The sequence below is a fragment of the Mycolicibacterium sphagni genome (assembly GCF_002250655.1).
GTDB lineage: Bacteria > Actinomycetota > Actinomycetes > Mycobacteriales > Mycobacteriaceae > Mycobacterium > Mycobacterium sphagni.
Genome location: NZ_NOZR01000002.1, coordinates 23,757 through 48,834, shown reverse-complemented (window position 1 = coordinate 48,834; position 25,078 = coordinate 23,757). Strand labels below are relative to the sequence as shown.

Here is a 25,078-nt window from a genome sequence, read left to right as displayed (position 1 = left end):
AAGATTACTGTAGGGTAGCTCGCTATGACGGCTCTCAACGACGCTGAGCGAGCGAGCAATCGCCACGCCGACAGTTCAGAGCGCGCTGTCCCCATGCGCCTCGAGCCGGCGACCATAGTGCCGGCCAGCAAGTATCCGACCTGGCTGCCGTCGCGACGCTTCCTCGCCGCGGTGACCGCCATCGGCGGTATGCAGCTGCTGGCAACCATGGACAGCACTGTCGCGATCGTCGCGTTGCCCAAGATTCAGGACGAGCTGAGCCTGTCCGATGCGGGCCGCAGCTGGGTCATCACCGCCTACGTGCTGACGTTCGGCGGCCTGATGCTGCTCGGCGGCCGGCTGGGCGACACCATCGGCCGCAAGCGCACCTTCATCGTCGGTGTCGCGCTGTTCACCATCGCCTCGGTGCTGTGCGGTATCGCCTGGGACGAGACCACCTTGGTCGTCGCGCGCCTGCTGCAGGGCGTCGGCGCCGCGATCGCCTCACCCACCGGTCTTGCGCTGGTGGCCACCACCTTCCCGAAGGGGCCCGCGCGTAACGCCGCGACCGCGGTGTTCGCCGCCATGACGGGCATCGGCTCGGTGATGGGTCTGGTGGTCGGCGGGGCGCTGGTCGAGGTTTCGTGGCGATTCGCGTTCCTGGTGAACGTGCCGATCGGCCTGCTGATGATCTACCTGGCCCGCAACACCCTGCGGGAAACCCAGCGCGAGCGGATGAAGATGGACGCCGCGGGTGCGCTGCTGGCCACCATCGGCTGTACCGCGGCGGTGTTCGGATTCGCTCAGGCACCCGAGAACGGCTGGGCGTCCCCGGTGACGCTGGCCGCCGGTGCCGCAGCCGTCGTGGCCTTCGTCGCGTTCGTCTTCGTCGAGCGCCGGGCCGTCAACCCCGTGGTGCCGTTCAGCCTGTTCCGCGATCGCAACCGGGTGGCCACTTTCGCCGCGGTGTTCCTCGCCGGCGGCGTGATGTTCACGCTGACCGTGCTGATCGGCCTGTACGTGCAGGACATCATGGGCTACAGCGCGCTGCGCGCAGGCATCGGCTTCATTCCATTCGTGATCGCACTCGGCATCGGTCTGGGCCTGTCGTCGCAGCTGGTGTCGTACTTCCCGCCGCGGCTGCTGGTCATAGCCGGGGGCGTGCTGGTTCTGGGCGCGATGATCTACGGCTCCACGCTCAACGGTGGCATCCCGTACTTCCCGAACCTGGTCATCCCGATCACCGTCGGGGGCTTCGGCATCGGCATGATCGTGGTGCCCCTGACCGTGTCGGCCATCGCCGGTGTCGGCTTCGACCAGATCGGCCCGGTATCGGCGATTGCGCTGATGCTGCAAAACCTTGGCGGCCCGGTCGTTTTGGCCATCATCCAGGCCGTGATCACCTCGCGGACGCTGTACCTGGGGGGCACCACCGGCCCGGTCAAGAAGATGAACCCGGCGCAGCTGCACGCCCTGGATCAGGGTTACACATACGGCCTGCTCTGGGTCGCCGCCGTCGCAGTGATCGTGGGTGCGGTGGCGCTGTTCATCGGCTACACCGCAGCGCAGGTCGCGCACGCGCAGGAAGTCAAGGACGCGATCGACGCCGGAGAGCTTTAGTCTCCATTCGGTTTCGGCGCGGTTTCCCGCGCTGCGGCCTGCCGGTCCGCCCAGTTCGGGGCGGTAGGGTTGCTATTCATGTCTGGCGTGAGCGGTCCTCTACCCGCCACCAGGCAGCTTGCGTCCCGCGTCCTAGGCGTCGCGATCGTCGCCATCACCGGTATGCAGCTGATGTCCACGCTGGACGGCACCATCGTGATCGTCGCGCTGCCGCGTATGCAGGCCGAGCTCGGCCTGTCTGATGCCTCCAAGAGCTGGGTGATCACGGCCTACGTGCTGACGTTCGGCGGGCTGCTGCTGCTCGGCGGCCGCGTCGGCGACGCGGTGGGCCACAAACGGGCCTTCATCTCCGGCGTCGGGGTGTTCACCATCGCCTCGCTGGCCTGCGGGTTGGCCAACGACCAGTGGACGCTGATCGTGGCGCGCGCGGTGCAGGGCATGGGCGCCGCGGTGGCCGCACCGACCGGTCTGGCGTTGATCGCCACGACCTATGCCGTGGGGCATGCGCGCAATCAGGCGCTGGCGGTGTCGGCGGCCATGCAGGGCCTCGGGTCGGTGCTGGGCCTCGTCCTGGGCGGTGCGCTGACCGGCCTGTCGTGGCGGCTGGCGTTCCTGGTCAACGTGCCGATCGGGATCTTCATCATCGTCGTGGCACTCACCCGGCTCGAGGAAACCCGGCACGAACGCCTCAAGCTCGATGTCAGCGGTGCGATGCTGGCCACGCTGGCGTGTACATCGGCCGTGCTGGTCTTCACCCAGGGCCCGCCCCGAGGCTGGATCGATCCGTGGGTGATCGGCGCGGGAGTGGCCGCGGCGGTGTTCTTCGTCTCCTTCCTGGTCGTCGAGCGCAGCGCCGACAACCCGCTGGTGCCGTTCTCGATATTCGACAACCGCAGCCGGGTCGCCTCCTTCGTGGCGTACTTCCTGGCCGGCGGCGTGATGCTCACCCTGAGCGTGATGATCGGTCTGCTCGTCCAGGACGTACTCGGCTACTCGCCGCTGCGGGCGGGTATTTGCTTCATGCCGTTCGCCGCCGCGTTCGTGGTGGGCAACGTGGCAGCCACCAAGCTGGCGCTGCGGGTGCCGCCGCGATGGGTGATCCTCGGTGGCGGGCTGCTGGTGCTGGCAGCCATGCTCTACGGCTCGACGCTGAACCGCTCGATCCCGTATTTCCCCGACCTGTTCGTCCCGATCGCCGTCGGCGGCCTGGGAATCGGGATCATCTCGGTGATCCTGCCGCTGTGCACGCTGGCCAACGTCGGCCCGCGGGAGATCGGCCCGGTCTCGTCGGTCACCCTGATGGTGTTCAATCTCGGCGGCCCGCTGGTGCTCGTGGTGATTCAGGCCGTGCAGACCTCCCGCACGCTGTATCTGGGCGGGACGACGGGACCGGTGAAATACATGACGCCCGCGCAGCTCGACGCGCTCGGTTACGGCTACACGTATTCGCTGCTGTGGGTGGCGGGTATCGCGGTTCTGGTCGGGGTTGCCGCCCTGGGGATCGGCTTCTCCACCAGGGACATCGCCGCCGCACAGCACACCCGCGAAGCCGTCGAGGCCGGCGAGCTGTAGCCCGCTCACACTGCGGCATACACGTGCGTGAACTTATCCTTACCCAGCCGGTACGGCGCGGTAACGGATCCGGGTGGAAGGAGGCCGAGGCTGTGGGTGATGAGCGTGGTTGCTGTACCGTACGAGCCCTTCGAGTCCTGGCCCAACCGGCCGGCGCATCCCGCTGATCAGGCGCAGGCACGCATTTTCGAGGACATCCTGCGCCGAGAGCTGGACGATGTCGAACAATTCGAGTCCAATGCGCGCATCAACGAGGTGCGTGGACTGCTCCACGCCCTGCGGATGCGGTTCGGGTAAGGCTCAGCGGCGCGCCCGCACCAGTCGATAGCCGCCGTAAACCGCCGCTGCGACAAGGAAATTCACGAAGTACGCCAGATCGGCCCCATGCAGCGCGGTGGCCACCGGACCGACGATCAAATTGGTGTGCATGAACGGGACTGCCGCGGCGAAGGCGACGAAGAACGCCCCCAGCGCGACGAGAGCGTCGGTGCGCGGAGTCACCTCTGCGGCGGGGTTCACGGTATCCCGCCCGGCGCTGCGGTAGCGCCAGTCGATGGCCACGATCGCCACGAATGCGGGGATCCAGTAGCTGACGAACAGCAGCACACCCTGGAAGCGTGCGGCCAGGTCACCGGAGTGCAGCCACATGATGAGCGCGAAGGCGATCACCACCACCACGACCGCCGACACCGGCCGTCGCACCCGCACGCCGACGGTCTGCAGCGCCAGCGACCCGCTGTAGTCGTTCATCGCGTTGGAGGCCACCGAGCCCAGCGCGATCGCCACCAACGCCAGCCCGCCCAGCAGCCCGCCGCCCATGATCTCGCGCACGCCCTGCGCCGTCTGGTCGGTGAGCGTGCCTGCGGCGGCCACGCCGATGGCCTGTACGGCGATGTAGGCCACCGCCAGGCCGCCGAACGTGTAGCCGAACACGGCCGTTCGGGACGTATTCACCGGCAGGTAGCGGCTGTAGTCCGAGGCGTAGCTGGCCCACGAGATGGCCAGGCTCAGCGCGATGGTGACTTCCAGCACGAACGCGCCGGCCAGATCCGCGCCTGCCAGCGTGGGCAGCGAGACCACCTGGTGGCCGCTGATGAGCTTCCAGGCGAACACCGCGAAGGTCACGACGAGCACGACGGTCATCACCGCTTGCACGCGGTGGATCACCTCGTAGCCAAACACACCGACGGCGCCCTGGGCAGCCAGCACGATCACGACCGCAAGCCAGAACGGAATGCCGATCAACTCGGCCAGTGCCTCGCCGCCGAACAGCCCGACCAGGCCGTCCCAGGCGATCGATGACAACCACTGGATCACCGCGACCACACCGACGGTGCCGCCAAATGCCATGCGCGCGTTGGGCAATTGCGCGGTACCGGTGCGCGGGCCCCAGGTGGACAGGTAGCCGACGGCCAGCGAACCGATGAGAGTGCCGATCACCATCGCCAGTAGGCCGAGCCAGAAACCCAGCCCGAGCACCACGGCCAGCGTCCCGGTGAACACCACCGTCATGTTGACCTGAGGGGCGAACCACACCGTGAACAGCCGCCGCGCGGCCCCGTACCGGTTGCCCGGCGGGATCGGGGCGATGCCCTGTGTCTCGACCGCCATGTCGCCGACATGCGTCGGCATCCGGCCGGAGTAGGTTTGGGCCGCCAGGGCAGAAGCTGTGGGCGACGATTCAGGTGTCACCCACCCACCCTAGAGTGCCGGTGACCGCCCCACACTGCCGGAGGAAGATAAGCCCAATGGTCACGACGCCGCCTAACAAGCACGTAGCTCCCGAGCCGCCGGAGACGTGGCAGGACCGCTTCCGCGACGCCGTCGCTCCGCGCACGCTGGCGCTCGGGGTCGGTGTGCTCTTACTGCAGTTCGCGTTCATCCTGTCCTACCTCGGCGCGTTCCATTCGCCGACGCCGCACCAGATCCCGGTCGCCGTCGTCGCGCCCGCACAGGTGGCAGGGCAGGTCGTCGGCCAACTCAACGGCCTGGCCGGTAGCCCGGTGGCCGCCTCGGCGGCCACCGACGAGAACGCCGCCCGCGCGGCGCTGCGTACCGGCGATGTCTCCGGCGTCTACGTCCTCAACCCGGCCGGCACCGAAGACCGGCTGCTGGTCGCGTCCGGTGGCGGCACCGCCGTGTCCGGTGCTCTCGAGCAGATCTTCACCAAGGTGACCGCGGCCCAGCAGCGCAGCGTCGCCGTCGACGACGTCGTGCCGCTGTTCTCCGGCGACGCCCGCGGGCTGTCCGGCTTCTATCTCGTGGTGGGCTGGGTGGTCGGCGGGTACTTGTTCGCCTCGATGCTCGGCATCGCGAAAGGCTCACGGCCGGCGACCTTTCCGCGCTCGCTCTGGCGGCTGGGCGCCACCGTGCCCTATGCGCTGGCATCCGGATTCGGCGGCGCGGTGGTGGCCGAGCCGGTGCTACACGCCATGAACGGTCACTTCTGGTCGATCGCCGGGATCGGCACGCTGGTGACATTGTCGGCGGCGACGGTCACCATCGCGTTGCAGATCCTGTTCGGAGTCATCGGCATCGGGCTCACCGTGGTGATCTTCGTCATCCTCGGCAACCCGTCGGCCGGTGGTGCCTACCAACCCTCGGTGCTGCCACCGTTCTGGCGTGCGATCAGCGGTGTGCTGCCCAACGGCGCGGGCACTGACGCCGTCCGGCGGATCGTCTATTTCGACGGCCACGGTCTGACGCATCCAATCGTCGTGCTGGTCTGCTGGATCGTCGGCGGTGTGGCGGTCAGCCTGGTCGGGGCGGCGATGGTCCATCGCGGCAAGCCCGCGGCCACGTAACGATGGACGGCGACGCCCGGCTCACCCGCCAGGAGGCCTCCGACGCGGTCGCCGGCCTGGGCTGGCGGCTGGTGCTCGGCGCGATCTACGCCGAGGTCCCCGTGTCGTCGCTGGCGCAGGGCAGTCAGGTGGCTGCGCTCGCGGTAGAGGCCGCAGGCGACGACGGTCAGGGCCATCTGAGCGTCGACATCAGGGCGCAGCGCGCGGTCCTGCGCCTGCAGTCGGCAGCTCAGTCGGCGATGACGGCATTGGATATTCAACTGGCGCAGACGATTTCGGCGGCGCTGACCGGACGTGGGCTGCGGCTGGTGCCAGGCTCGGTGCAGGCGCTGGAGATCGCCATCGATGCACTCGACGTCCGCGCTGTCCGCCCGTTCTGGAAGGCGGTCACCGGCTATGTCGACGAGTCCGGACCCTCCGACCTGGCGGACGGTCTGATCGATCCGTCCGGACGCGGTCCGGCGATCTGGTTTCAACAGATGGACGCCCCGCGACCGCAGCGCAACCGCATCCACCTCGACGTCGACGTGCCCCACGAGGCAGCGCCCGCGCGCATCGAGGCGGCGCTCGCGGCCGGCGGGAGGCTGTTGTCCGATGCGAGGGCGCCGGCCTTCTGGGTGCTGGCCGACCCTGAGGGCAACGAGGCCTGCATCTGCACCTGGCAAGGACGCGACTGAGGCGATCGCTAGGCTGGCCCACTGTGATCACCCGTATGTCCGAGCTGTTCTTGCGCACCCTGCGCGACGATCCGGCCGACGCCGAAGTGCCCAGCCACAAACTGCTGATCCGGGCCGGCTATGTCCGGCCGGTGGCGCCGGGGCTGTACACCTGGCTGCCGCTGGGTCTGCGCGTGCTGCGCAAGATCGAGAAGATCGTGCGCGAGGAGATGGTCGCGATCAACGGACAGGAGATCCTGTTCCCGGCGCTGCTGCCGAAGGCGCCGTATGAGACCACGAACCGGTGGACGGAGTACGGCGACGGGGTGTTCCGGCTCAAGGACCGCCGCGACAACGACTACATGCTCGGCCCCACCCACGAGGAGTTCTTCACCTTGACGGTGAAGGGGGAGTACAGCTCCTACAAGGACTTCCCGCTGTTGATGTTCCAAATCCAGACGAAGTATCGCGACGAGGCTCGCCCCCGGGCGGGCATCCTGCGCGGGCGCGAGTTCATCATGAAGGACTCGTACTCCTTCGACGTCGACGACGACGGCCTCAAGACCGCCTACCACGCGCACCGCGAGGCATACCAGAAGATGTTCGAGCGCATGGCAATTCGCTATGTGATCGTCTCAGCGGTGTCTGGCGCGATGGGCGGGTCGGCCTCCGAGGAGTTCCTGGCCGAAAGCGAGATCGGTGAGGACACCTTCGTGCGCTGCCTACAGTCCGGGTATGCGGCCAATGTCGAAGCGGTCATGACCGCCGTGCCGGAGGTACGGCCGCTGGATGGTCTGCCCGAGCCCGTCGTGCACGACACCGGGGACACCCCGACGATCGCGACCCTGGTCGAGTGGGCCAACTCCGCGGGCCTGGGTCGGGAGGTGACGGCCGCTGACACCTTGAAGAACGTGCTGCTGAAAGTTCGCCAGCCCGGCGGTGAATGGGAACTGCTGGGCGTCGGTGTGCCCGGCGACCGCGAGGTCGACGACAAGCGTCTCGGCGCGGCGCTGGAGCCGGCGGAATACGCACTGCTCGACGACACCGACTTCGCCAAGCACCCGTTCCTGAAGAAGGGATATATCGGCCCGAAAGGCCTGCTGGCCAACGGTGTTCGCTATCTGGTGGATCCGCGGGTCGTGAACGGGACGACCTGGATCACCGGCGCCGACGAAACCGGAAAGCATGTCGTCGGCCTGGTGGCTGGTCGCGACTTCGTCGCCGACGGCACCATCGAGGCTGCCGAGGTACGCGACGGCGACCTGTCGCCGGACGGCGCCGGTCCGTTGGTTTCGGCCCGTGGCATCGAGATCGGCCACATCTTCCAACTCGGCCGTAAGTACACCGATGCGTTCTCCGCCGACGTGCTCGGCGAGGACGGCAAGCCGGTGCGGCTGACGATGGGCTCCTACGGTGTCGGCGTGTCGCGGCTGGTCGCGGTGATCGCCGAACAGCAGCACGACGAACTCGGGTTGCGCTGGCCGTCGTCGGTATCGCCGTTCGACGTGCACATCGTGATTGCGAACAAGGACGCTGCCGCGCGTGCCGGTGCCGAGGAATTGGCTCGCGATCTGGACCGCCTGGGCCTCGAGGTCCTGCTCGATGACCGCACCGCGTCCCCGGGGGTCAAGTTCAAGGACGCCGAGCTGATCGGTGTGCCGAGGATCGTCGTGGTGGGGCGTGGCTGGGCTGACGGTGTCGTCGAGCTGCGCAACCGATTCGGCGGCGACAGCCGCGAGATCGGCGTCGACGGCGCCGTCGCGGAGATCGCTTCAGCGCTGGCCGAAGCGCAGCCCTAGCTATTAGCTGCCGCCGGGGAACGGCACTGTCACCGGCTGAACTCCCAGGACCTTCTTCCAGCGCGCCGCGGCGAGTGCCGACTCGGTCAGCGCAGTGACCCCGAACGTGCGGTCCTGCTCGGAGCTCGCCTGCTCTATCGCCGCACGCCAGGCCACCGCGCAGTCGTTCTCCATGCGCACCGCCAGGTTGCCCGCATCGATGGGGTTGTTCACCGGCATCGGCAGCTGATAGCCGGCAGCCGGCAGCGGTGCTTTCGCCGAGCGGCCGGTCAGCATCGCGATCGCCGCCTCGCGGCGCTCACGGTGCTCGGCGAATGCCGCGGAGACCAATTCGTTCTCGTCGGGCGAACTGTGCGCCGACACCATGCCGTAGCCATAGATCGCGGCGTGTTCGGCGGCCACTGCGTCGAACAGCGCGGCTGCGGCGGCGTCCGACGGCCGGTCGGGGTTCGGCGTGTTCGAGGGGGCCGGCTCTGGTGACGTCGTTGAAGTCGGTGACGTCGTTGAAGTCGGTGAAGTCGGTGAAGTCGGTGAAGTCATTGCCCAACCTTCCCTGAGGGCAGGGCCACCGTGTAGGCGGTGACGCAGGAGGCCGCAATCGAGCCGAGCAGCCCGGCGCGGTAACCGGACAGGGTGGCCGCCAGCTTGGCGGCGCTGTCGGCCGAGGTGCGCAGCGCGGCGGCGACGTCGGCCACCGCCGGCGGGGCAGCCGGGCCTGCCGTGGTGGTCGTCGGCGATGTGCTGCTCGTCGCTGACGCGGATTTGCCGGCGACCCGGGCGATCTCCTCGGCGAGCGCGCTGGCGTGTCGCGCGCGTTCTGCTGCCACCTCGGTCAACGCGGGCGCGATGGTGGGCGGTGCGGCTTTGGCCGCCGCGGCGGCCAGTTCGCTGTCGTGGCGGGCCAGTTCGGCCTGCGGCACCAGCGGATCGGGTTCGGGCGGCGGTGTCGTCGCGCACGCGGTGCCCGAGGCGCTCACCAGCGCGAGCAGCGCCAGCCCTCGAGCGCCGTCGACTAGAACTCGTCGCCGCGTGATGGCTGGGAAAGGGCTGGGATCTCGGCTCAGCACGCCAACATCCTGCCATTGCCGCGGCCTGTGCTGGCGTATCGTTGAGGGCTGGCTCTCGCAGAGCCCTGCATCCGACGCAGATCAGAACAACTCAAGATGAGGAGCTCGCCGTGGCTGGCCGTTCTACGGGGCTACCAACCCAGAAGCAGGTGATCGAGCTACTCGATGGTGAGTTCGTGCGTGCCGGATACGAAATCGAAGACGTCCTGATCGACGCCCGCACCCAACCGCCACGGATCACGGTCATCGCCGACGGCGACCACCCGCTGGATCTGGATATCGTCGCCGAACTGGCCCGGTCGGCGTCGGCCCTGTTGGACGGCCTGGACAGCGACGCCCCCTACGTCCTGGAAGTCACCTCGCCGGGGGTAGACCGACCGCTGACTACCGAGAAGCACTTCCGCCGAGCCCACGGCCGCAAGGTGGATGCCGAACTCGGCGACGGAACCACCGTCACCGGCCGGCTCGGGCAGGTGTCCGACGGCGCCGTCGACCTGGTCGTGCGTGATCGCGGCGACTGGGCGGTGCGCCGGGTTCCACTCGACCAGATCGTCAAAGCCGTTGTACAGGTTGAGTTTTCGCCACCGAAGCCGCGCGAGCTCGAATTGGCGGGGGCAGCAGGAACGGAGGCCGGAGCATGAACATCGATATGACCGCCTTGCATGCCATCGAGGTCGATCGCGGCATCTCTGTCGACGAGTTGCTCGACACCATCAAGTCGGCACTGCTGACCGCCTACCGGCATACCGAGGGTCATCAGCCCGACGCGCGCATCGAGATCGACCGGAAGAGCGGCGTTGTGCAGGTGATGGCCCGCGAGACCGACGACGACGGCAACCTGATCAGCGAATGGGACGACACCCCAGAGGGTTTCGGTCGAGTCGCGGCCACGACGGCCCGCCAGGTCATGCTCCAGCGGTTCCGCGACGCCGAAAACGAGCGCAGCTACGGCGAATTCTCTGCGCGGGAGGGCGACATTGTCGCCGGGGTGATTCAGCGCGACGCCCGCGCCAACGCCCGCGGTCTGGTGGTCGTGCGGCTGGGCAGCGAGACCAAAGGCGCCGAAGGCGTCATTCCCTCCGCCGAGCAGGTTCCCGGTGAGAGCTACGAGCACGGCGACCGGTTGCGCTGCTATGTGGTCGGAGTCAGTCGCGGTGCGCGCGAGCCGCTGATCACGCTGTCGCGCACCCACCCCAATCTGGTCCGCAAGCTGTTCTCGCTGGAGGTGCCCGAGATCGCCGACGGGTCGGTGGAGATCATCGCGGTAGCTCGTGAGGCCGGGCATCGGTCCAAGATCGCTGTGCAGTCTCGGGTTCCAGGACTCAACGCCAAGGGCGCCTGCATCGGTCCGATGGGCCAGCGAGTGCGCAACGTGATGAGCGAGCTGTCCGGCGAGAAGATCGACATCATCGACTTCGACGACGATCCGGCTCGCTTCGTCGCCAATGCACTCTCGCCGGCCAAGGTGGTCTCGGTGGCGGTCATCGACGCCACCACCCGCGCCGCGCGGGTCGTGGTGCCCGATTTCCAGCTGTCGCTGGCGATCGGCAAGGAGGGGCAGAATGCTCGGCTGGCCGCCCGCCTTACCGGCTGGCGCATCGATATCCGCAGCGATGCGGCGCCGCCGGACAGCGGCGCTGAAGGCTGAGTTTCCACTAGGGAATGGCAATCTGCGTGACCCACATCGCGAGTGGTAAACAAATTCAGCAAACGTTCGGGCACTGAATTTGAGTTAGATGTGATGCCTAAATCGCGCTCCGACGCACGGTGAGCGAATTTCCCCCCCGTTTTTGTTTTCGGCAGGCCACTGGGGCTCGTCCAAATGCGCTGTTTTGTCAGCTCCTTCGGCTTTGCTGTCAACGGCCGGAGAATTGACTTTTAGATTCAAAATTCGCGGCTGCGCTGTAGTGTCGTGCCGATGGGGGATATGTGGGTGACATTCTTTGTCTCCGTTGTGGCAAACCCCTCAGCCCTCGGCTTCGGAATACGACTGGACGGATCGGGCACCGGTGATCGCATCGGAATTTGATGGAGATGCTCACCTTGCTGTCGATGTCCTGATAATCGGGGCCGGTCCGACCGGGTTGACGGCCGCGGATGCCTGCGTCTCCGCCGGGGCTTCGGTGGCCCTCGTCGAGCGAACCGCACGGGTAGGCGGGCTGGCGCGCTCGGCGACGGTGGCCGGCAACGATATCGACCTCGGTGGTCACCGATTGCTGTCGACGACACCGAAACAACGCCAGGTGTGGCTGGATTTCGCCGATCGGCTCGGTGATATCCCGATGTCCGACATCGGCCGGCGCAGCGGAATCCTGCGTGACGGCTACGTGGTCGCCTATCCCTTCGAATGGCGCCAGTTCCGCGATTCGGTGCCCTGGCCGGTGCGTGCCCGATCGGCGGCATCGCTGGTGGCTCACTGGGCGAAGGCGCCGACCGGCCGGGACGACCGCACCCTAGACGACTGGGTGAAAAACCGGTATGGGCCTTTTCTGGCCGAGACTTTCATGGCCCCTCATGCTAGGAAAGTGTTCGGCATCGACCCCAGGGACATCCCGGCCGCGTGGGCGTCGCAGCGGATTTTGTCCCCGCGTTTCGGCTCGGTAATCGCGATGGCGCTGCCACGGCCGGGTCGCTCCCCTCGTCCTACCGAGGTGGTGGACAGGTTTCTGTATCCGCAAGGGGGAGTGGGGGTCCTGTGGTCGGGGCTGGCCGAATCGCTTGGCGAGCAAGTGAATTGGCTCTTCGACTCCAGGGTCACCTCGATCACCAAGCCCGCACGCGGACGGTTCAGCGTCGTGGTATCGGGTCCGGACGGCAATATCGAAGTGTCGTGTCGGCGCATCATCTCCACGGGCCGCCCCGAGGATCTCGCCATGAGCCTGGGGCTCGACAAGCTCGCCGCCGCCGTCGCACAGCGGTCCGGGCGGCGCGATCTGGTTGTCGGTGTGGTGCACGTCCGCGACAGCCCCGCCAGCTGGCGCGGCTATCAGTGGCTGTACACCCATGACACCGGCATTCGCGCGCACCGCTTCAACAACTACGGCGAGTGGACGAGCCTGCACTGCCCGGTCGGTCTGATCGGCCTGGAATACACCGTGCCGACCGGGCAGACGTTCGACGTCGCTGCCCAGGCGTTGAAGGACATGTCGATCTTGCTTCCCGGTGGTGTCGTGGACTTCCTCGGCTCGGAAGTCGCGACCGACGCATACTCGAACTTCGACGCCACCGCCGATCAGCTGGATCGGCTCGACCAGGCGTTGCGCAGCTTCGGGGACGGAATCATCAGTACCGGACGCCAGGGCGCCGGGATTTACATCAATCTGGATCAGGCGATGCGGCTGGGCGCACGGGTTGCCGCACTGCCCTGCCGGTACGCCGGGGTCGTCGGCCGCGAGGATTACTCGCCCTACCAGGAGAAAGCGGGCTGACGATCGGGGCGGCCGTCGTCGGCGCCCAGCCCGGAATTGGCCAGCGAAGGGTGGTTCTGAGCGCTATCGCGATGACGGTAGACTGTGCCGTGATCCAGCGCGAGACTCCGGCTCCCGAGAGACGGCATCGACGCACCGAAGGACCGGTGCGGACATGCCTCGGGTGCAGGAAGCGAGAGTTGGCCGTCGATCTCCTCCGAGTGGTGGCAGTGTCGGACGGGAACGGTGAACGCACCGTAACCGTTGACCAGACCGGTAACCTCCCGGGTCGGGGTGCTTGGCTGCATCCCAATGATCGGTGCCTTGAGGCAGCGATTCGGCGGCGAGCTTTCGGCCGAGCGTTGCGCATCACCGGTTCACCGGACACCTCCGCGGTGGTCGAGTGCGTCAGAGCCCAACAAGCTCTGCACGGCTCTCCCAGCCCGGCAAGAGAACAGGTAGCGAAGAACATGAGCACACCGTGAAGTTCCGACGATGACCATGCGTCGTAGCTAAACCCGAGGCGCGGCCTACCACCGCTGTCGCCTCTTGAGTAGGAGATGTAGTGGCAGGTAAGGCCCGTGTACACGAGTTGGCCAAAGAACTCGGTGTCACCAGCAAGGAAGTTCTCGCCCGTCTGAGCGATCAGGGCGAATTCGTAAAATCCGCCTCGTCGACGGTGGAAGCCCCGGTAGCGCGCCGCTTGCGCGAATCGTTCGGCGGCGGCAAGCCCGACAAAGCCCCAAGCAAGCCCGCACCGGCCAGTGCCGCCGGAAACGGCGCGCCGCCCAAGCCGGCGCCGGTTTCCGACGGCGCGGTCGCGACCGCGCCGCCCGTGCCGGCCGCGCCCAAGCCGGCGGCCCCCGCCCCGGCGGCGCCTCCGCCGGCTCCGCCCGCGCCAGCGGCTCCGCCTGCTCCTGCGGCCGCCGCAGCAGCACCGGCACCGACACCCGCACCGGCGCCGGCACAGCCCGGGCCGTCACCGACGCCCGGCCCCCGGCCGGGTCCGGCAGCGCCCAAGCCCGGCATGCCGCGCCCGCCGCGAGTCGGCAACAACCCGTTCTCTTCAGCCCAGCCGGTCGAGCGGCCGGCACCGCGCCCGCAGCAAGGCCCGCGGCCCGGGCCCGGCGGCCCGCGACCCGGCCCGGGCGGTCCGCGTCCGGGCGGTGCCACTCCCGGCAACATGCCGCCGCGTCCGCCCGGCGCGCGCCCCGGTGCGCCCGGTCGTCCCGGTGCTCCCCGTCCCGGCGGCGGGCCTCGGCCCGGCCCCGGCGGTGGCGGTGGTCGTCCCGGTGGCGGTGGCGGTGGTAACTACCGCACCGGCGGCCCCGGTGGTGCAGGCGCAGGAGCCGGCGGCGGCGCAGCTGCCGGTGGCTTCCGAGGCCGTCCCGGTGGTGGCGGTCCCGCTGGTGGTGGTGGCGGTGGTCGTCCCGGTCAGCGCGGTGGCGCGGCCGGTGCGTTCGGTCGTCCCGGCGGTGCCCCACGTCGTGGCCGCAAGTCGAAGCGCGCAAAACGCGCCGAGTACGAGAGCATGCAGGCGCCGGTCGTCGGCGGCGTGCGGTTGCCGCACGGCAATGGCGAGACCATCCGGCTGGCCCGCGGCGCGTCGCTGTCCGATTTCGCCGAGAAGATCGACGCCAACCCGGCCGCACTGGTCCAGGCGCTGTTCAACCTCGGCGAGATGGTGACCGCGACCCAGTCGGTCGGTGACGAGACTCTCGAGCTGCTGGGCAGCGAGATGAATTACGTCGTGCAGGTGGTGTCCCCGGAAGACGAGGATCGCGAGCTGCTGCAATCCTTCGACCTCACCTATGGCGAGGACGAGGGCGGCGAGGAGGATCTCGAGTTCCGTCCGCCTGTCGTCACCGTCATGGGTCACGTCGACCACGGCAAGACCCGACTGCTGGACACGATCCGCAACGCCACGGTCCGTGAGGGCGAGGCCGGTGGCATCACCCAGCACATCGGTGCCTACCAGGTGACCGTCGAGCACGACGGCGTCGAGCGCCTCATCACCTTCATCGACACCCCCGGTCACGAGGCGTTCACCGCCATGCGTGCCCGTGGTGCGAAGGCCACCGATATCGCGATCCTGGTGGTCGCCGCCGACGACGGTGTGATGCCGCAGACGGTGGAGGCCATCAACCACGCGCAAGCGGCCGATGTGCCGATCGTGGTGGCGGTCAACAAGATCGACAAGGAGGGCGCCGACCCGGCCAAGATCCGGGCGCAGCTCACCGAATACAACCTGGTGGCCGAGGAATACGGCGGCGAGACCATGTTCGTCGATATCTCGGCAAAGAACGGCACCAACATCCAGGCGCTGGAAGAGGCGGTGCTGTTGACCGCCGACGCCTCGCTGGATCTGCGGGCCAACCCCGATATGGAAGCCCAGGGTGTGGCGATCGAAGCGCACCTGGACCGCGGTCGCGGTCCGGTGGCGACCGTGCTGATCCAGCGCGGCACGCTGCGAGTCGGCGACTCGATCGTGGCCGGCGACGCCTACGGACGTGTGCGCCGCATGGTCGACGAGCACGGCGAGGACATCCACGAGGCGCTGCCCTCGCGGCCTGTCCAGGTCATCGGCTTCACGTCGGTGCCCGGCGCGGGTGACAACCTGCTCGTCGTCGACGAGGACCGCATCGCCCGTCAGATCGCGGACCGCCGCAGTGCGCGCAAGCGCAATGCGCTGGCCGCACGCACTCGTAAGCGCATCAGCCTGGACGATCTGGATGCCGCGCTGAAGGAAACGTCGCAGCTGAACCTGATCCTCAAGGGCGACAACTCCGGCACCGTGGAGGCGCTGGAGGAGGCCCTGCTGGGTATCGAGATCGGCGACGAGGTCGAACTGCGCGTCATCGACCGCGGTGTCGGTGGTGTCACCGAGACCAACGTCAACCTGGCGTCGGCGTCGAATGCCATCATCATCGGCTTCAACGTGCGCTCCGAGGGCAAGGCCACTGAGTTGGCCAACCGCGAGGGCGTGGACATCCGGTACTACTCGGTGATCTACCAGGCCATCGATGAGATCCAGAGCGCGCTCAAGGGCATGCTCAAGCCGGTCTACGAGGAGCGCGAGCTCGGCCGCGCGGAGATTCGCGCGATCTTCCGCTCGTCGAAGATCGGCAACATCGCGGGTTGCCTCGTGCAGTCCGGCATCATGCGGCGCAACGCCAAGGCGCGGTTGCTGCGTGACAATATCGTCGTCGCCGAGAACCTCACGGTCTCCTCGCTCAAGCGGGAGAAAGATGACGCCACCGAGGTGCGCGAGGGTTACGAATGCGGTCTGACGCTGACGTACTCCGACATCAAGGAGGGCGACGTCATCGAGACGTACGAGCTCGTTGAAAAAGAACGTGTCTGATGAGCGGAGCGAAAAAGACCTTCTCATCTGAGTGGGACGTTCGATAATGGCAGACCCAGGACGGGCGAAGCGACTCTCGAAGCGCATCGCCACCATCGTCGCTTCGGCGATCGAGTTCGAGATCAAGGATCCGCCGCTGGCGTTCGTGACGGTCACCGACACCAAGGTGACTGGTGACCTTCACGACGCCACCGTGTATTACACGGTGCGCGGCAACACCCTGGACGACGAGCCGGACTATGCAGGGGCGGCCGCGGCGCTCGAACGGGCCAAAGGCACGCTGCGCACGAAGGTCGGCGCCGGCACCGGCGTGCGGTTCACGCCGACCCTGGCCTTCGTTCTGGACAAGGTGCCCGACACCGCGCAGAAGATGGAGGAGCTGCTCGCCAAGGCGCGCGCTGCCGACGCCGATGTCGCGCGGATTCGTGCCGGTGCCACTCCTGCGGGAGACGCGCAGCCGTACCGTGTGGTAGGAGAAGAGGGAACTTCCGAGCAGGACGACCAGGACACCGGTGACCGCGATCGATTCGACGACTGAAATCACCCGCCTCGGCAGGCGGGTGGATTCGCACGGCGCCGTCGATATCCTCAGCGGCGCCGAGTCGGTCAGCGTCCTCTGTCATGTGCACCCCGACGCCGACAGCATCGGCGCCGGTCTGGCGCTGGCATTGATCCTCGAGCGCGACGGTGTCGACGTCCAGGTGAGCTTCGCGACGCCGTCGAAACTGCCTGAGTCGTTGCACATGCTGCCGGGTGGCCACCTGTTGGTGGCGCCAGGGGAGATGCGCCGCGATGCCGATCTGGTGGTGACCGTCGACGCCCCGAGCATCAACCGCCTCGGCGGGCTGGCCGAGCTGACCCCGCCCGGGCGTGAAGTTCTGGTCATCGACCACCACAAGTCGAACACATTGTTCGGTAGCGCGAATCTTGTTGACCCGAAAGCGGATTCGACCACCATGGTGGTCGCTGAGCTCCTCGACGCGTGGGACAAGACGATTGACCGCGACGTCGCTACCTGTCTGTACGCCGGGCTGACCATCGACACGGGTTCGTTCCGCTGGGCGTCGCCGCGAGCGCTACGGCTGGCGGCCCGGCTGGTGGAGCTCGGTGTGGACAACGCCACGATCAGCCGGGAACTGTTCGACACCCACCCGTTCGTGTGGCTGCCCCTGCTGGGCCGGGTGCTGTCCAGTGCCCAGTTGGTGCCCGAGGCGGCCGACGGGCGTGGGCTTGTCTACGCGGTGGTCGCCCACGAGGACTGGATGGAGAACCGGTCCGAAGAGGTGGAGAGCATCGTCGACATCGTGCGCACCACCCACGAGGCCGAGGTCGCGGCGGTCTTCAAGGAGATCGAGCCGCAGCACTGGTCGGTGTCGATGCGGGCCAAGAGCTACGACCTGGCCAAGGTTGCCAGTGGTTTTGGCGGCGGCGGCCACATGCTGGCCGCCGGGTACTCCGCGTCCGGTCCGATCGACGATGTCGTGAGGCAGCTGACCGCAGCCCTTGACTGATTCGGTCGACGACGCCGGGCGGCAGGAGCGGAGCGACCCGGGGCAAGCCACGGCCGTGACGGGGCGTCGCATCGCCGCGCTGGCGTTTCCCGCGCTGGGTGTATTGGCCGCCGAGCCGCTCTATCTGCTGTTCGATATCGCGATCGTCGGGCGTCTCGGTGCGCTGAGCCTGGCGGGCCTGGCGATCGGTGGGTTGATTCTCTCGGTCGTGAGCGCGCAGCTCACCTTCTTGTCCTATGGCACGACGGCGCGTTCGGCCCGCTTCTACGGGGCGGGAAACCGACTGGCGGCGGTCGGCGAGGGTGTGCAGGCCACTTGGCTGGCGCTGGCCATGGGCGCGGCGATCGTGACCGTGGTGCAGCTGGCTGCCGTCCCACTGGTGTCGGCGATCGCGGGCACCAAGTCCAGTGGCGGCGACATCGCCGCCGCCGCGATGCCGTGGGTGCGCATCGCGATCTTCGGAGTGCCGGCCATCCTGATCTCGGCGGCCGGCAACGGCTGGATGCGCGGCGTGCAGGACACCATGCGGCCGCTGCGCTACGTGCTGGTGGGATTCGGCATCTCGGCCGTCCTGTGCCCGCTGCTGGTGTACGGCTGGCTGGGCCTGCCGCGGTTGGCACTGGCCGGTTCGGCGATCGCCAACCTGGTGGGGCAGTGGCTGGCCGCCGTGCTGTTCTGCGGCGCGCTACTGGCCGAGAAGGTACCGCTGCGATTGGACACCTCAGTGCTGCGGGCGCAGGTCGTGATGGGCCGCGATCTGGTGGTGCGCACCATGGCGTTTCAGGCCTGCTTCGTCTCGGCGGCCGCGGTGGCCGCGCGGTTCGGTGCGGCAGCTGTCGCCGCGCACCAAGTGGTGCTGCAGCTGTGGAATTTCCTTGCCCTGGTGCTGGATTCGCTGGCGATTGCTGCACAATCGCTGGTCGGCGCCGCGCTCGGTGCGGGGCGCACCGCGCACGCGAAGTGGGTGGCATGGCGGGTGACGGTGTTCTCGACGATCGCTGCGGCGGTGCTGGCTTTCGCCTTCGCCGTCGGTTCCTCGGTGCTGCCGTCGCTGTTCACCGATGATCGCTCGGTGCTCGCCGCAATCGGGGTGCCGTGGTGGTTCATGGTGGCCCAGCTGCCGGTCGCCGGCGTCGTCTTCGCGCTCGACGGGGTGCTGCTGGGCGCCGGTGACGCCGCGTTCATGCGCACCGCGACCTTGGCGAGCGCACTCATCGGCTTCCTGCCCCTGATCTGGTTGTCGCTGGCGTTCGGCTGGGGCCTGCTGGGCATCTGGTCGGGGCTGAGCACGTTCATGGTGCTGCGGATGGTGTTCGTCGGGTGGCGGGCCTTGTCGGGGCGCTGGCTGGTGCCGGGGACGACCTAACGGTGGGCGATTGCCGCCCAGCCAAAGTCGTTGGTGCGCACGTCGACTCCCTCGAAGCCGGCTGCGGTCAGCCGGTCCGCCAGCCCGGCCGGGTCGATGGGGTTGTAGATGTCGCCGTCGTGCGCATTCTCCATGTCGTCGCTGCCGAGGCTGTCGCTGGCCACCAGCGTGGCGCCGGGCCGCAGCACCCGCGCCACCTCGCCGAACAACCGGTCCTGCAGCTCGGGCGTGGGTACGTGGTGCAGCATGGTGAAACACGCCGCCCCGGAGAATCGCCCGTCCGGGAAGTCCAGTGCGGTGGCGTCGCCGCGCACGATCCGCACCGAAGGCGCGTCGGCGAACCGCTCGGTGAGCATCGCCGCCAAGCGGTCGTCGATCTCCACACAGGTCACCTGAGGCACGGAGGTGCTCAGCACGTCGGTGACGGCGCCGAAGCCGGGCCCGACCTCCAGCACGTCGTCCCCGAGGTCGGTATTGCCCAGCACCCACGGCAGGATCTGCTCTCGCATGATCTGACGCCACTCGTCGCTGCCGCAGACCTCGTGTGCTTCATTCATGGGCCATACCCTAAACGTCGCCCGAATCGCGGCAAACTGAAATTTTGCTGAGATCGCTCTCTGGTCCTCAGTCATACGGTATTAATGAACGTTGCTGACAGATCGCCTAGGTCCGGGGGTGCCATGATTTCGACAGCATTTGGGTTCCGCGCCGGTTCTGCCGTATTTGCCGTAGGGCTGGGGCTCGCTGTCGCCGCCAGCCCCGGCATCGCGGTAGCTGACACTCCGGATACGGGCTCTGCCTCTCAGCCGTCGGCGCCGTCGGGGCCGCGCTCGGTGGGCACGTCGCGCCGCGCGGCGCATGAGCTGTCGACGGCCAGATCGGATGTGACGACGAAATCCGCCCGCACGACGTCGACACCGAGATCGAGGCCGGCTGCGAGCCGCCCGAGTGTTGCTCGGCAAGCCTTCGACGACCCTGTGCCCGCGGATTCGCGCGAACAGACTTCGCCTTCCACAGCCAGTGCGACAAATTCAGCTGTGGCCGAACAGTTTTCGATGGCCGATCCGGTCGTGGCAGCGGTAGCGGCGCCCAGGGCCGTAGCGGCGCCGGCCCGGCCGGCAGCGGCTGCGTCTCTCACACCGACCGACATCGTCACAAGCTTGCTGTCGCTGTTCGGAATCAAGGGCCTGCCACCGTCGCCGGTGCAGCTGCTGACCGGCATGCTGGCGTTGATCCGCCGCGAGATCGAGGCTGTCCTACATCCGCAGGCGGCGGTGCCCAGTGTGTCGATCACCGGCGGCACCGTGCTCGAAGGCAACAGCGGGACGACGCCCCTGGCGTTCACGGTGACGCTGTCCCACGCGTCGACGACAACGGTCACGGTCAGCTACACCACCGCCGACGGGACGGCGACGGCCGGCCAGGACTACACGGCGAGCGCGGGTAAGGTGACGTTCGCCCCCGGAGTGGTGTCGCAGGTGATCGACGTCAGCGTGCTCGGTGACACCACTGTGGAACCCACCGAGACGTTCACCGTCACACTGTCGAATCCGTCCGGTGCCACCATCGCCACGGCGTCGGCGGTCGGCACGATCACGAATGACGACACCGCAACCACGCCCGGCGGAACCGCCCAGTGGGGTAAGGCGTACTTCTCCCCGTACGTCGATATGGGCTCCTACCCGGTTCCCAATCTGCTGCAACTCGCGAAGGCCTACGGCACTTCGTTCATGACGCTGGGCTTCATGCAGGCCGACGCCAACGGCAACCTCGCCTGGGCGGGATTGGCTGCGCTGGAACCGAATTCGACCAACGAACAGGCAGTGGCGATCAACGCCTCGATCGCCACCTTCAAGGCAGCCGGCGGCGACGTGATGATCTCGTTTGGCGGCCAGGCCGGCACCAGCATCGCGCAGGCCTATGCCTCCGAAGGTCGCAGCGCCCAAGACTTGGCCAACGCCTACGCTGCCGTTGTCAACACCTACGGTGTCACCCACCTCGATTTCGACATCGAGGGCGCCGCGGTGGCCGACCCGGCCTCGATCGCTCTCAACAGCCAAGCCCTCGCCCTGCTCCAGAAGGCCAACCCGGATGTCCAGATCTGGTACACACTTCCGGTGTTGCCGACCGGCCTGACCGCCGACGGTCTCAACGTCGTGGACTCCGCGCTCAGTGCCGGGGTCAAGCTCGCCGGCGTCAACGTGATGGCGATGGACTACGGCGAGTCCGCTGCGCCCACCAGCGGACCGAACGCGCAGACCATGGGCGCCTATGCGATCGAATCCGCCGAGTCCACCTACAGCCAGCTCACGACGCTGTACGCCAAACACGGGCAGAACTTCGCGTGGAGCAACATCGGAGTCACCCCGATGCTCGGTGTCAACGACATCAGCACCGAGGTGTTCACTGTCGCCGACGCGCAGGCCCTGGAGAACTTCGCCGTCACGAACGGCATTGGCATGCTGTCGATGTGGCAGGTCCTTCGCGACACCCCGGGCACTCTCGGGCAGTCCACGATCAGCGCGTCGGGGCTGAGCGATCCCGCGGGCAGTTTCAGCAATGTCTTCAACCACTACGGCACGACCAACGTTCTCAACTACGACGCCGGCAGCGGAGGATCCAGCGGTGGTGGGGGTAGCACTCCGGTGACGGGCGGCACTTCTACGACCATCACTTGGGCGTGGGGCGCCAACCAGGTGCTCGACTTCAACCCCGCGAAGGACACGCTGAACTTCGTCTGGATGCAGGCAGACCAATTCGATGTCACCCAGACATCTGACTCGGTGGTGATCACCATCGTCGGCAACAACAGCAGCTACACATTGCAGGGCGTGACGCTGAGCCAACTGCAGATGGGCAACATCATCGCCAACGACGCCGGCACGCTGGCGAAGTGGCAGAGCCTGCTCAGCAGTACGAAAGCCGTTTGACCCGAGGCTATTTCACCTGCGAGCGGCCGCGCTCGATCACCGAGGCGCGACTGGCCGCGATGTCGTCACCGGAGGTCTGCGCCATCCACGCGCGGGCCGACATCGCCTCGATCCACAGCCCCGAGTCGGTCTGGTCCGCATCGATGCGGTGATACGAGGCGAGCAGCGCGCGCACGGCCCTCTGGTTGTTGCCGACGATCGAGGCGGCCACCGCACGGGCAGCGGGTAGCAACTCCTCATGTGCGACGACCTGGGTGACGAGCCCGGCGCGCAGCGCGTCCTCGGCTGACAGATAATCGCCGGTCAGGCTCATCCGCCGGGCGAGGCCGACGCCGACCTTCTGAGGCAGCCGCACACTGAGACCCCAGGTCGGCAGCAGACCGACCCGGGCATGGGTATCGGCGAAGCGGGCTTGCTCGGAGGCGATCAGGATGTCGCAGTACAGCGCCAGCTCCAGCCCGCCGGTCACCGCGGCGCCGTTGATCGCCCCGATGACGGGCTTGGTCATCGGCGGCCACTTCGGCGAGATATCGGGAAGCTCGGTGGTGTCGCCGAGCTCCTTGAGGTCCAGGCCCGCGCAGAAGACCGGGTCGGCACCCGTGACGATGATGACGTCGACATCGGCCTCGGCGTCGGCCTCGCGCAGCGCACGGAAGAACTGGCTGCGCAGCGCACTCGACAGCGCATTGCGGGCACCGGGTCGATTCAGTGTGACTGTCCGGACCCGGTCGGTGGTTTCGATGAGCAGGATGTCGTCGCCGGTCATGGTGACACCGTATCGGCAGTCCGCTAGCGGGCTGAGTGCGCCGCCTCGGTTCTCGGCGGGCGGGCGGTCGTCGGAGATCGCGGCGGGCCGCCGCTCGGCGGGTTGGTCGGGTCGATACCCGCCGCTGGACGAGGAGTGAAATCGTGTGGCGCACCGTCTGGCCAGGGCAGCCGCACGGGCCCGGTGTTCGTTGTGGTGGCGCCATTGGACCCCGAACTGGCGGCTACGCAAGCCGGTGCGAATTGTGCTGTGCCGCATGGGCTTATTGCGGTCGTGGAGCGCTGGACGGTGCTCGCGACCTCGGGTACACGTGTGGCGTCAGGCGCGTTGCGCTGGCCCAAGGGCGTAGTGGGCACGGGAGACGGTGCGGCCTGCGTCGGTTGCGTCCGCCCGGTCCGGACCGGGTCGGCCGTCGTACAGGTGTCGGCCCTGGACTGTAGGCGCGCCTGAAGGGTGGAGCCGGCATCGGGCGTTGTGCGCGTAGACGCCCGCCGGATCTGTGCGGCCGGGGCCGAACAATCACCGACTTCGACGACACCGTCGAACACCGGAACGCCACCGAGCGCGCTCGGGACGTACCAGGCCAGCCACATCGGCCGGGCCGCCACGCCCCTGCTCGCATCGATCACCGAGGAGAGCTTCTGCTCGGCGACAGCTGCGTCAGCGGGCACGGTGGCCTCCAGGGCTTGCACCCTGCCGCCGTCGATCCGCACTCCGAAGACATCGACTCCGACGGTGTCGAGGAATTGCTGCACCGCGGTCTGGTCGTTGGCGCTGAGAGGAAAGGAGACCACCGTCCGGGGGGTTTGGCGAGACGGCGTTGACGGTGATACCGACATCGTGACCGCGGTGTCCCCGGCGGTTTGCCGCACCACATCGACGAGGTCGGCATCCGGCGTGCGGCTGTCGGTGAACGACAGCTGGTTGACGTCGCCGTCGTCGTCGCGGAACCAGTCGATCCGGCCGTCGGCGTTCGCGGCGATCGCGCGGAGTCGTTCCGCGTCGTCGGCGATTTGCCCGGCATCGACGCGCGACTGGCGGGTGATCGTCACCGGTTTGTCCGAGGTAACCCAGAACTCGACATTCTGGGTGTAGTTGCTGACCAGCGCGGTGTGGGTGGCGGCGATGCGGTCGGCCACCGCGGTGATCTGTTCGCGGGTCGCGGTCGGCACGTCGACCGCGATGGTGAAAGTTACGCCCTCGGCGTAGTTCTCGTCGTGGTAGACCCATGCATCGGTCACTCCGGGCATCGCCATCAGTGCGGTCTGCAGGTCGTCGGCCACCTCGGTCAGGTTGGCCGGACCGCCACAGCCGGGGAGCACGGTGGCGCCGATCAACAGAGCCAGCGCCGAGCAGGCTCGGCTCATCCGCCGCATTCGCCACGGTGGCGCTGCGGACAGGAACTGGCTCACAACCCCGTCCTCCAGTTTTCTCGTCGCAGGCACACGCGCAGCCCGCCCGATCAGACAGTCGGGGTAAATCTACTCTCGCGATACATACTTGTGGGGACCCTCGCCGACTCCTTAGCTGGGAGTTTGCTCAGGCCAGGTCGAAGTCCGCGTCGATATCGTCGCGGGACAGGTCCGAGGCGGTCAACACCCACCTCCCGACGACCACGGCAACGAGAAGGTCGGTTCGGTGCTGGTCGGCGTCGGGGCCCGCGGCTTTGTGGCACAGGCGGCGCAAGTCGGCGGAGATGCTGGTGATTCGCGGCGCGATGTCGGCGATTCGATGCGATTGCGCCAGCGACGTACCCAGCAAGGCGCTGGCCATGCGAAGTTCGCCTTGCGGCGGGGCAGTGATCGCCTCGAGCGGGTGTACCGCGAACGTCGTCATCACGAGCTCGTAGGCGCGGTCGAGGGCCGACCGGTAGAGCGGCGCCTTACCGGGAAAATGGTGGTGCACCGCCGGGCGGGTGATGCCGACGAGGTCGGCGACTTCCTGCAGCGTGGCGGCGTCGTACCCGCGATAGGCGAAAATTCGCATCGCCGAGGAGACGATCATCTGCCGCCGCACATCGGTGTTCGAGCCGCGGGGCCGGCCCACCGATCGCTTGCTCACCGCCCGCGGAGCGGCCGCCCGGCTGGGCTTCGCTCGGCCACGGAGGGGTGCGTCCTCCGTGCCGGTCGGTGCCAGTCCCGCAGTCAAGATGGGCCCTCCTCGTCCCGTGAAATCGACAGCTTGGCGGCCACGCTAGGTTCCGAACTTATGAGCCAGATGGGAGCCGCATATCAATC

23 protein-coding genes are annotated in these 25,078 nt (G+C 67.7%); 15 read left to right on the top strand and 8 right to left on the bottom strand.

All coding sequences use genetic code 11. The features are described from left to right. Positions 1 to 24 precede the first annotated feature (24 nt). The 3 genes from CG716_RS02255 (at position 25) to CG716_RS02245 (ending at position 3,468) form a co-directional block, all read left to right on the top strand. The gene (locus CG716_RS02255) at positions 25 to 1,599 is read left to right on the top strand and encodes an MFS transporter (protein ID WP_094476064.1); all 1,575 of its coding nucleotides are present in this window, start codon (positions 25 to 27) and stop codon (positions 1,597 to 1,599) included. Between the two features lie 78 nt (positions 1,600 to 1,677). Beyond that, complete coding sequence (locus CG716_RS02250) at positions 1,678 to 3,171, top strand: MFS transporter (RefSeq protein WP_094476062.1); 1,494 nt, start codon at positions 1,678 to 1,680, stop codon at positions 3,169 to 3,171. Between the two features lie 105 nt (positions 3,172 to 3,276). After that, positions 3,277 to 3,468, top strand: coding sequence for a hypothetical protein (locus tag CG716_RS02245; protein ID WP_133066855.1), 192 nt, complete (start codon positions 3,277 to 3,279; stop codon positions 3,466 to 3,468). Positions 3,469 to 3,471: 3 nt separating this feature from the next. Here CG716_RS02245 and CG716_RS02240 read toward each other — a convergent pair whose 3' ends face one another. Continuing rightward, positions 3,472 to 4,803, bottom strand: coding sequence for a purine-cytosine permease family protein (locus CG716_RS02240; protein WP_094476058.1), 1,332 nt, complete (start codon positions 4,801 to 4,803; stop codon positions 3,472 to 3,474). A gap of 116 nt (positions 4,804 to 4,919) precedes the next feature. On the opposite strand from CG716_RS02240, the gene CG716_RS02235 reads away from it, so the two are divergent. The 3 genes from CG716_RS02235 to CG716_RS02225 are packed head-to-tail and all read left to right on the top strand — an operon-like array spanning position 4,920 to position 8,430. Next, entirely contained in the window at positions 4,920 to 5,975 is a 1,056-nt protein-coding gene (locus CG716_RS02235; RefSeq protein WP_094476056.1) for a DUF3533 domain-containing protein, read from the top strand. A gap of 2 nt (positions 5,976 to 5,977) precedes the next feature. Then, a complete protein-coding gene (locus tag CG716_RS02230) occupies positions 5,978 to 6,652 on the top strand; it encodes a 4a-hydroxytetrahydrobiopterin dehydratase family protein (protein ID WP_094476054.1) in 675 nt (224 codons plus the stop codon). Between the two features lie 23 nt (positions 6,653 to 6,675). Next, positions 6,676 to 8,430 carry a proline--tRNA ligase gene (locus CG716_RS02225; RefSeq protein ID WP_094476052.1) on the top strand — a complete coding sequence of 585 codons (1,755 nt, stop codon included), beginning with the start codon at positions 6,676 to 6,678 and terminating at the stop codon, positions 8,428 to 8,430. Positions 8,431 to 8,433: 3 nt separating this feature from the next. Here CG716_RS02225 and CG716_RS02220 read toward each other — a convergent pair whose 3' ends face one another. Beyond that, complete coding sequence (locus CG716_RS02220) at positions 8,434 to 8,970, bottom strand: ferritin-like domain-containing protein (protein WP_094476051.1); 537 nt, start codon at positions 8,968 to 8,970, stop codon at positions 8,434 to 8,436. Next, positions 8,967 to 9,497 carry a hypothetical protein gene (locus CG716_RS02215; RefSeq protein ID WP_094476049.1) on the bottom strand — a complete coding sequence of 177 codons (531 nt, stop codon included), beginning with the start codon at positions 9,495 to 9,497 and terminating at the stop codon, positions 8,967 to 8,969. The genes CG716_RS02220 and CG716_RS02215 overlap by 4 nt, the downstream gene beginning before the upstream one ends. Positions 9,498 to 9,607: 110 nt before the next feature. On the opposite strand from CG716_RS02215, the gene rimP reads away from it, so the two are divergent. The 8 genes from rimP (at position 9,608) to CG716_RS02175 (ending at position 19,145) form a co-directional block, all read left to right on the top strand. After that, positions 9,608 to 10,138: a ribosome maturation factor RimP gene (rimP, locus tag CG716_RS02210; protein WP_094476047.1), complete on the top strand. Its 531-nt coding sequence runs from the start codon at positions 9,608 to 9,610 to the stop codon at positions 10,136 to 10,138. Further along, complete coding sequence (gene nusA, locus CG716_RS02205; RefSeq protein ID WP_094476045.1) at positions 10,135 to 11,145, top strand: transcription termination factor NusA; 1,011 nt, start codon at positions 10,135 to 10,137, stop codon at positions 11,143 to 11,145. The genes rimP and nusA overlap by 4 nt, the downstream gene beginning before the upstream one ends. 361 nt (positions 11,146 to 11,506) lie before the next feature. Next, positions 11,507 to 12,925: an NAD(P)-binding protein gene (locus tag CG716_RS02200; RefSeq protein WP_165774001.1), complete on the top strand. Its 1,419-nt coding sequence runs from the start codon at positions 11,507 to 11,509 to the stop codon at positions 12,923 to 12,925. A gap of 71 nt (positions 12,926 to 12,996) precedes the next feature. After that, a complete protein-coding gene (locus CG716_RS02195) occupies positions 12,997 to 13,389 on the top strand; it encodes a YlxR family protein (RefSeq protein ID WP_094476574.1) in 393 nt (130 codons plus the stop codon). A gap of 80 nt (positions 13,390 to 13,469) precedes the next feature. Then, a complete protein-coding gene (infB, locus tag CG716_RS02190) occupies positions 13,470 to 16,268 on the top strand; it encodes a translation initiation factor IF-2 (protein WP_094476041.1) in 2,799 nt (932 codons plus the stop codon). 46 nt (positions 16,269 to 16,314) lie between these two features. Then, on the top strand, positions 16,315 to 16,806 hold the full coding sequence (gene rbfA, locus CG716_RS02185; protein WP_094476039.1) for a 30S ribosome-binding factor RbfA: 492 nt from the start codon (positions 16,315 to 16,317) through the stop codon (positions 16,804 to 16,806). Then, positions 16,781 to 17,779, top strand: coding sequence for a DHH family phosphoesterase (locus CG716_RS02180; RefSeq protein WP_094476037.1), 999 nt, complete (start codon positions 16,781 to 16,783; stop codon positions 17,777 to 17,779). Before rbfA ends, CG716_RS02180 begins: the two co-directional genes overlap by 26 nt. Beyond that, entirely contained in the window at positions 17,772 to 19,145 is a 1,374-nt protein-coding gene (locus CG716_RS02175; protein ID WP_420093166.1) for an MATE family efflux transporter, read from the top strand. The genes CG716_RS02180 and CG716_RS02175 overlap by 8 nt, the downstream gene beginning before the upstream one ends. Here CG716_RS02175 and CG716_RS02170 read toward each other — a convergent pair. Together CG716_RS02170 and CG716_RS30620 are read right to left on the bottom strand one after the other, a co-directional pair. Further along, positions 19,142 to 19,702: a class I SAM-dependent methyltransferase gene (locus CG716_RS02170; protein WP_094476035.1), complete on the bottom strand. Its 561-nt coding sequence runs from the start codon at positions 19,700 to 19,702 to the stop codon at positions 19,142 to 19,144. The genes CG716_RS02175 and CG716_RS02170 overlap by 4 nt on opposite strands. Positions 19,703 to 19,947: 245 nt before the next feature. Next, a complete protein-coding gene (locus tag CG716_RS30620; protein WP_234817678.1) occupies positions 19,948 to 20,283 on the bottom strand; it encodes a hypothetical protein in 336 nt (111 codons plus the stop codon). Positions 20,284 to 20,305: 22 nt separating this feature from the next. Between CG716_RS30620 and CG716_RS02165 the strand changes: the two genes are divergently transcribed. Next, positions 20,306 to 22,075: a Calx-beta domain-containing protein gene (locus tag CG716_RS02165; protein ID WP_234817677.1), complete on the top strand. Its 1,770-nt coding sequence runs from the start codon at positions 20,306 to 20,308 to the stop codon at positions 22,073 to 22,075. Between the two features lie 7 nt (positions 22,076 to 22,082). Here CG716_RS02165 and CG716_RS02160 read toward each other — a convergent pair whose 3' ends face one another. From CG716_RS02160 to CG716_RS02150, 3 genes are all read right to left on the bottom strand, one after another. Beyond that, complete coding sequence (locus tag CG716_RS02160) at positions 22,083 to 22,841, bottom strand: enoyl-CoA hydratase (RefSeq protein ID WP_094476031.1); 759 nt, start codon at positions 22,839 to 22,841, stop codon at positions 22,083 to 22,085. Positions 22,842 to 22,864: 23 nt separating this feature from the next. After that, the gene (locus CG716_RS02155) at positions 22,865 to 24,253 is read right to left on the bottom strand and encodes a hypothetical protein (protein ID WP_133066854.1); all 1,389 of its coding nucleotides are present in this window, start codon (positions 24,251 to 24,253) and stop codon (positions 22,865 to 22,867) included. Positions 24,254 to 24,380: 127 nt separating this feature from the next. Further along, positions 24,381 to 24,989: a TetR/AcrR family transcriptional regulator gene (locus CG716_RS02150; RefSeq protein ID WP_133066853.1), complete on the bottom strand. Its 609-nt coding sequence runs from the start codon at positions 24,987 to 24,989 to the stop codon at positions 24,381 to 24,383. Positions 24,990 to 25,078: the final 89 nt, after the last annotated feature.

Excerpts from the sequence above, each read along its gene's own strand:
- CG716_RS02255 (WP_094476064.1), top strand. The coding sequence starts at position 25 with ATGACGGCTCTCAACGACGCTGAGCGAGCGAGCAATCGCCACGCCGAC.
- CG716_RS02250 (WP_094476062.1), top strand. The coding sequence starts at position 1,678 with ATGTCTGGCGTGAGCGGTCCTCTACCCGCCACCAGGCAGCTTGCGTCC.
- CG716_RS02240 (WP_094476058.1), bottom strand. The coding sequence starts at position 4,803 with ATGCCGACGCATGTCGGCGACATGGCGGTCGAGACACAGGGCATCGCC.
- CG716_RS02235 (WP_094476056.1), top strand. The coding sequence starts at position 4,920 with ATGGTCACGACGCCGCCTAACAAGCACGTAGCTCCCGAGCCGCCGGAG.
- CG716_RS02230 (WP_094476054.1), top strand. The coding sequence starts at position 5,978 with ATGGACGGCGACGCCCGGCTCACCCGCCAGGAGGCCTCCGACGCGGTC.
- CG716_RS02220 (WP_094476051.1), bottom strand. The coding sequence starts at position 8,970 with ATGACTTCACCGACTTCACCGACTTCACCGACTTCAACGACGTCACCG.
- nusA (WP_094476045.1), top strand. The coding sequence starts at position 10,135 with ATGAACATCGATATGACCGCCTTGCATGCCATCGAGGTCGATCGCGGC.
- CG716_RS02195 (WP_094476574.1), top strand. The coding sequence starts at position 12,997 with ATGACGGTAGACTGTGCCGTGATCCAGCGCGAGACTCCGGCTCCCGAG.
- rbfA (WP_094476039.1), top strand. The coding sequence starts at position 16,315 with ATGGCAGACCCAGGACGGGCGAAGCGACTCTCGAAGCGCATCGCCACC.
- CG716_RS02170 (WP_094476035.1), bottom strand. The coding sequence starts at position 19,702 with ATGAATGAAGCACACGAGGTCTGCGGCAGCGACGAGTGGCGTCAGATC.
- CG716_RS02160 (WP_094476031.1), bottom strand. The coding sequence starts at position 22,841 with ATGACCGGCGACGACATCCTGCTCATCGAAACCACCGACCGGGTCCGG.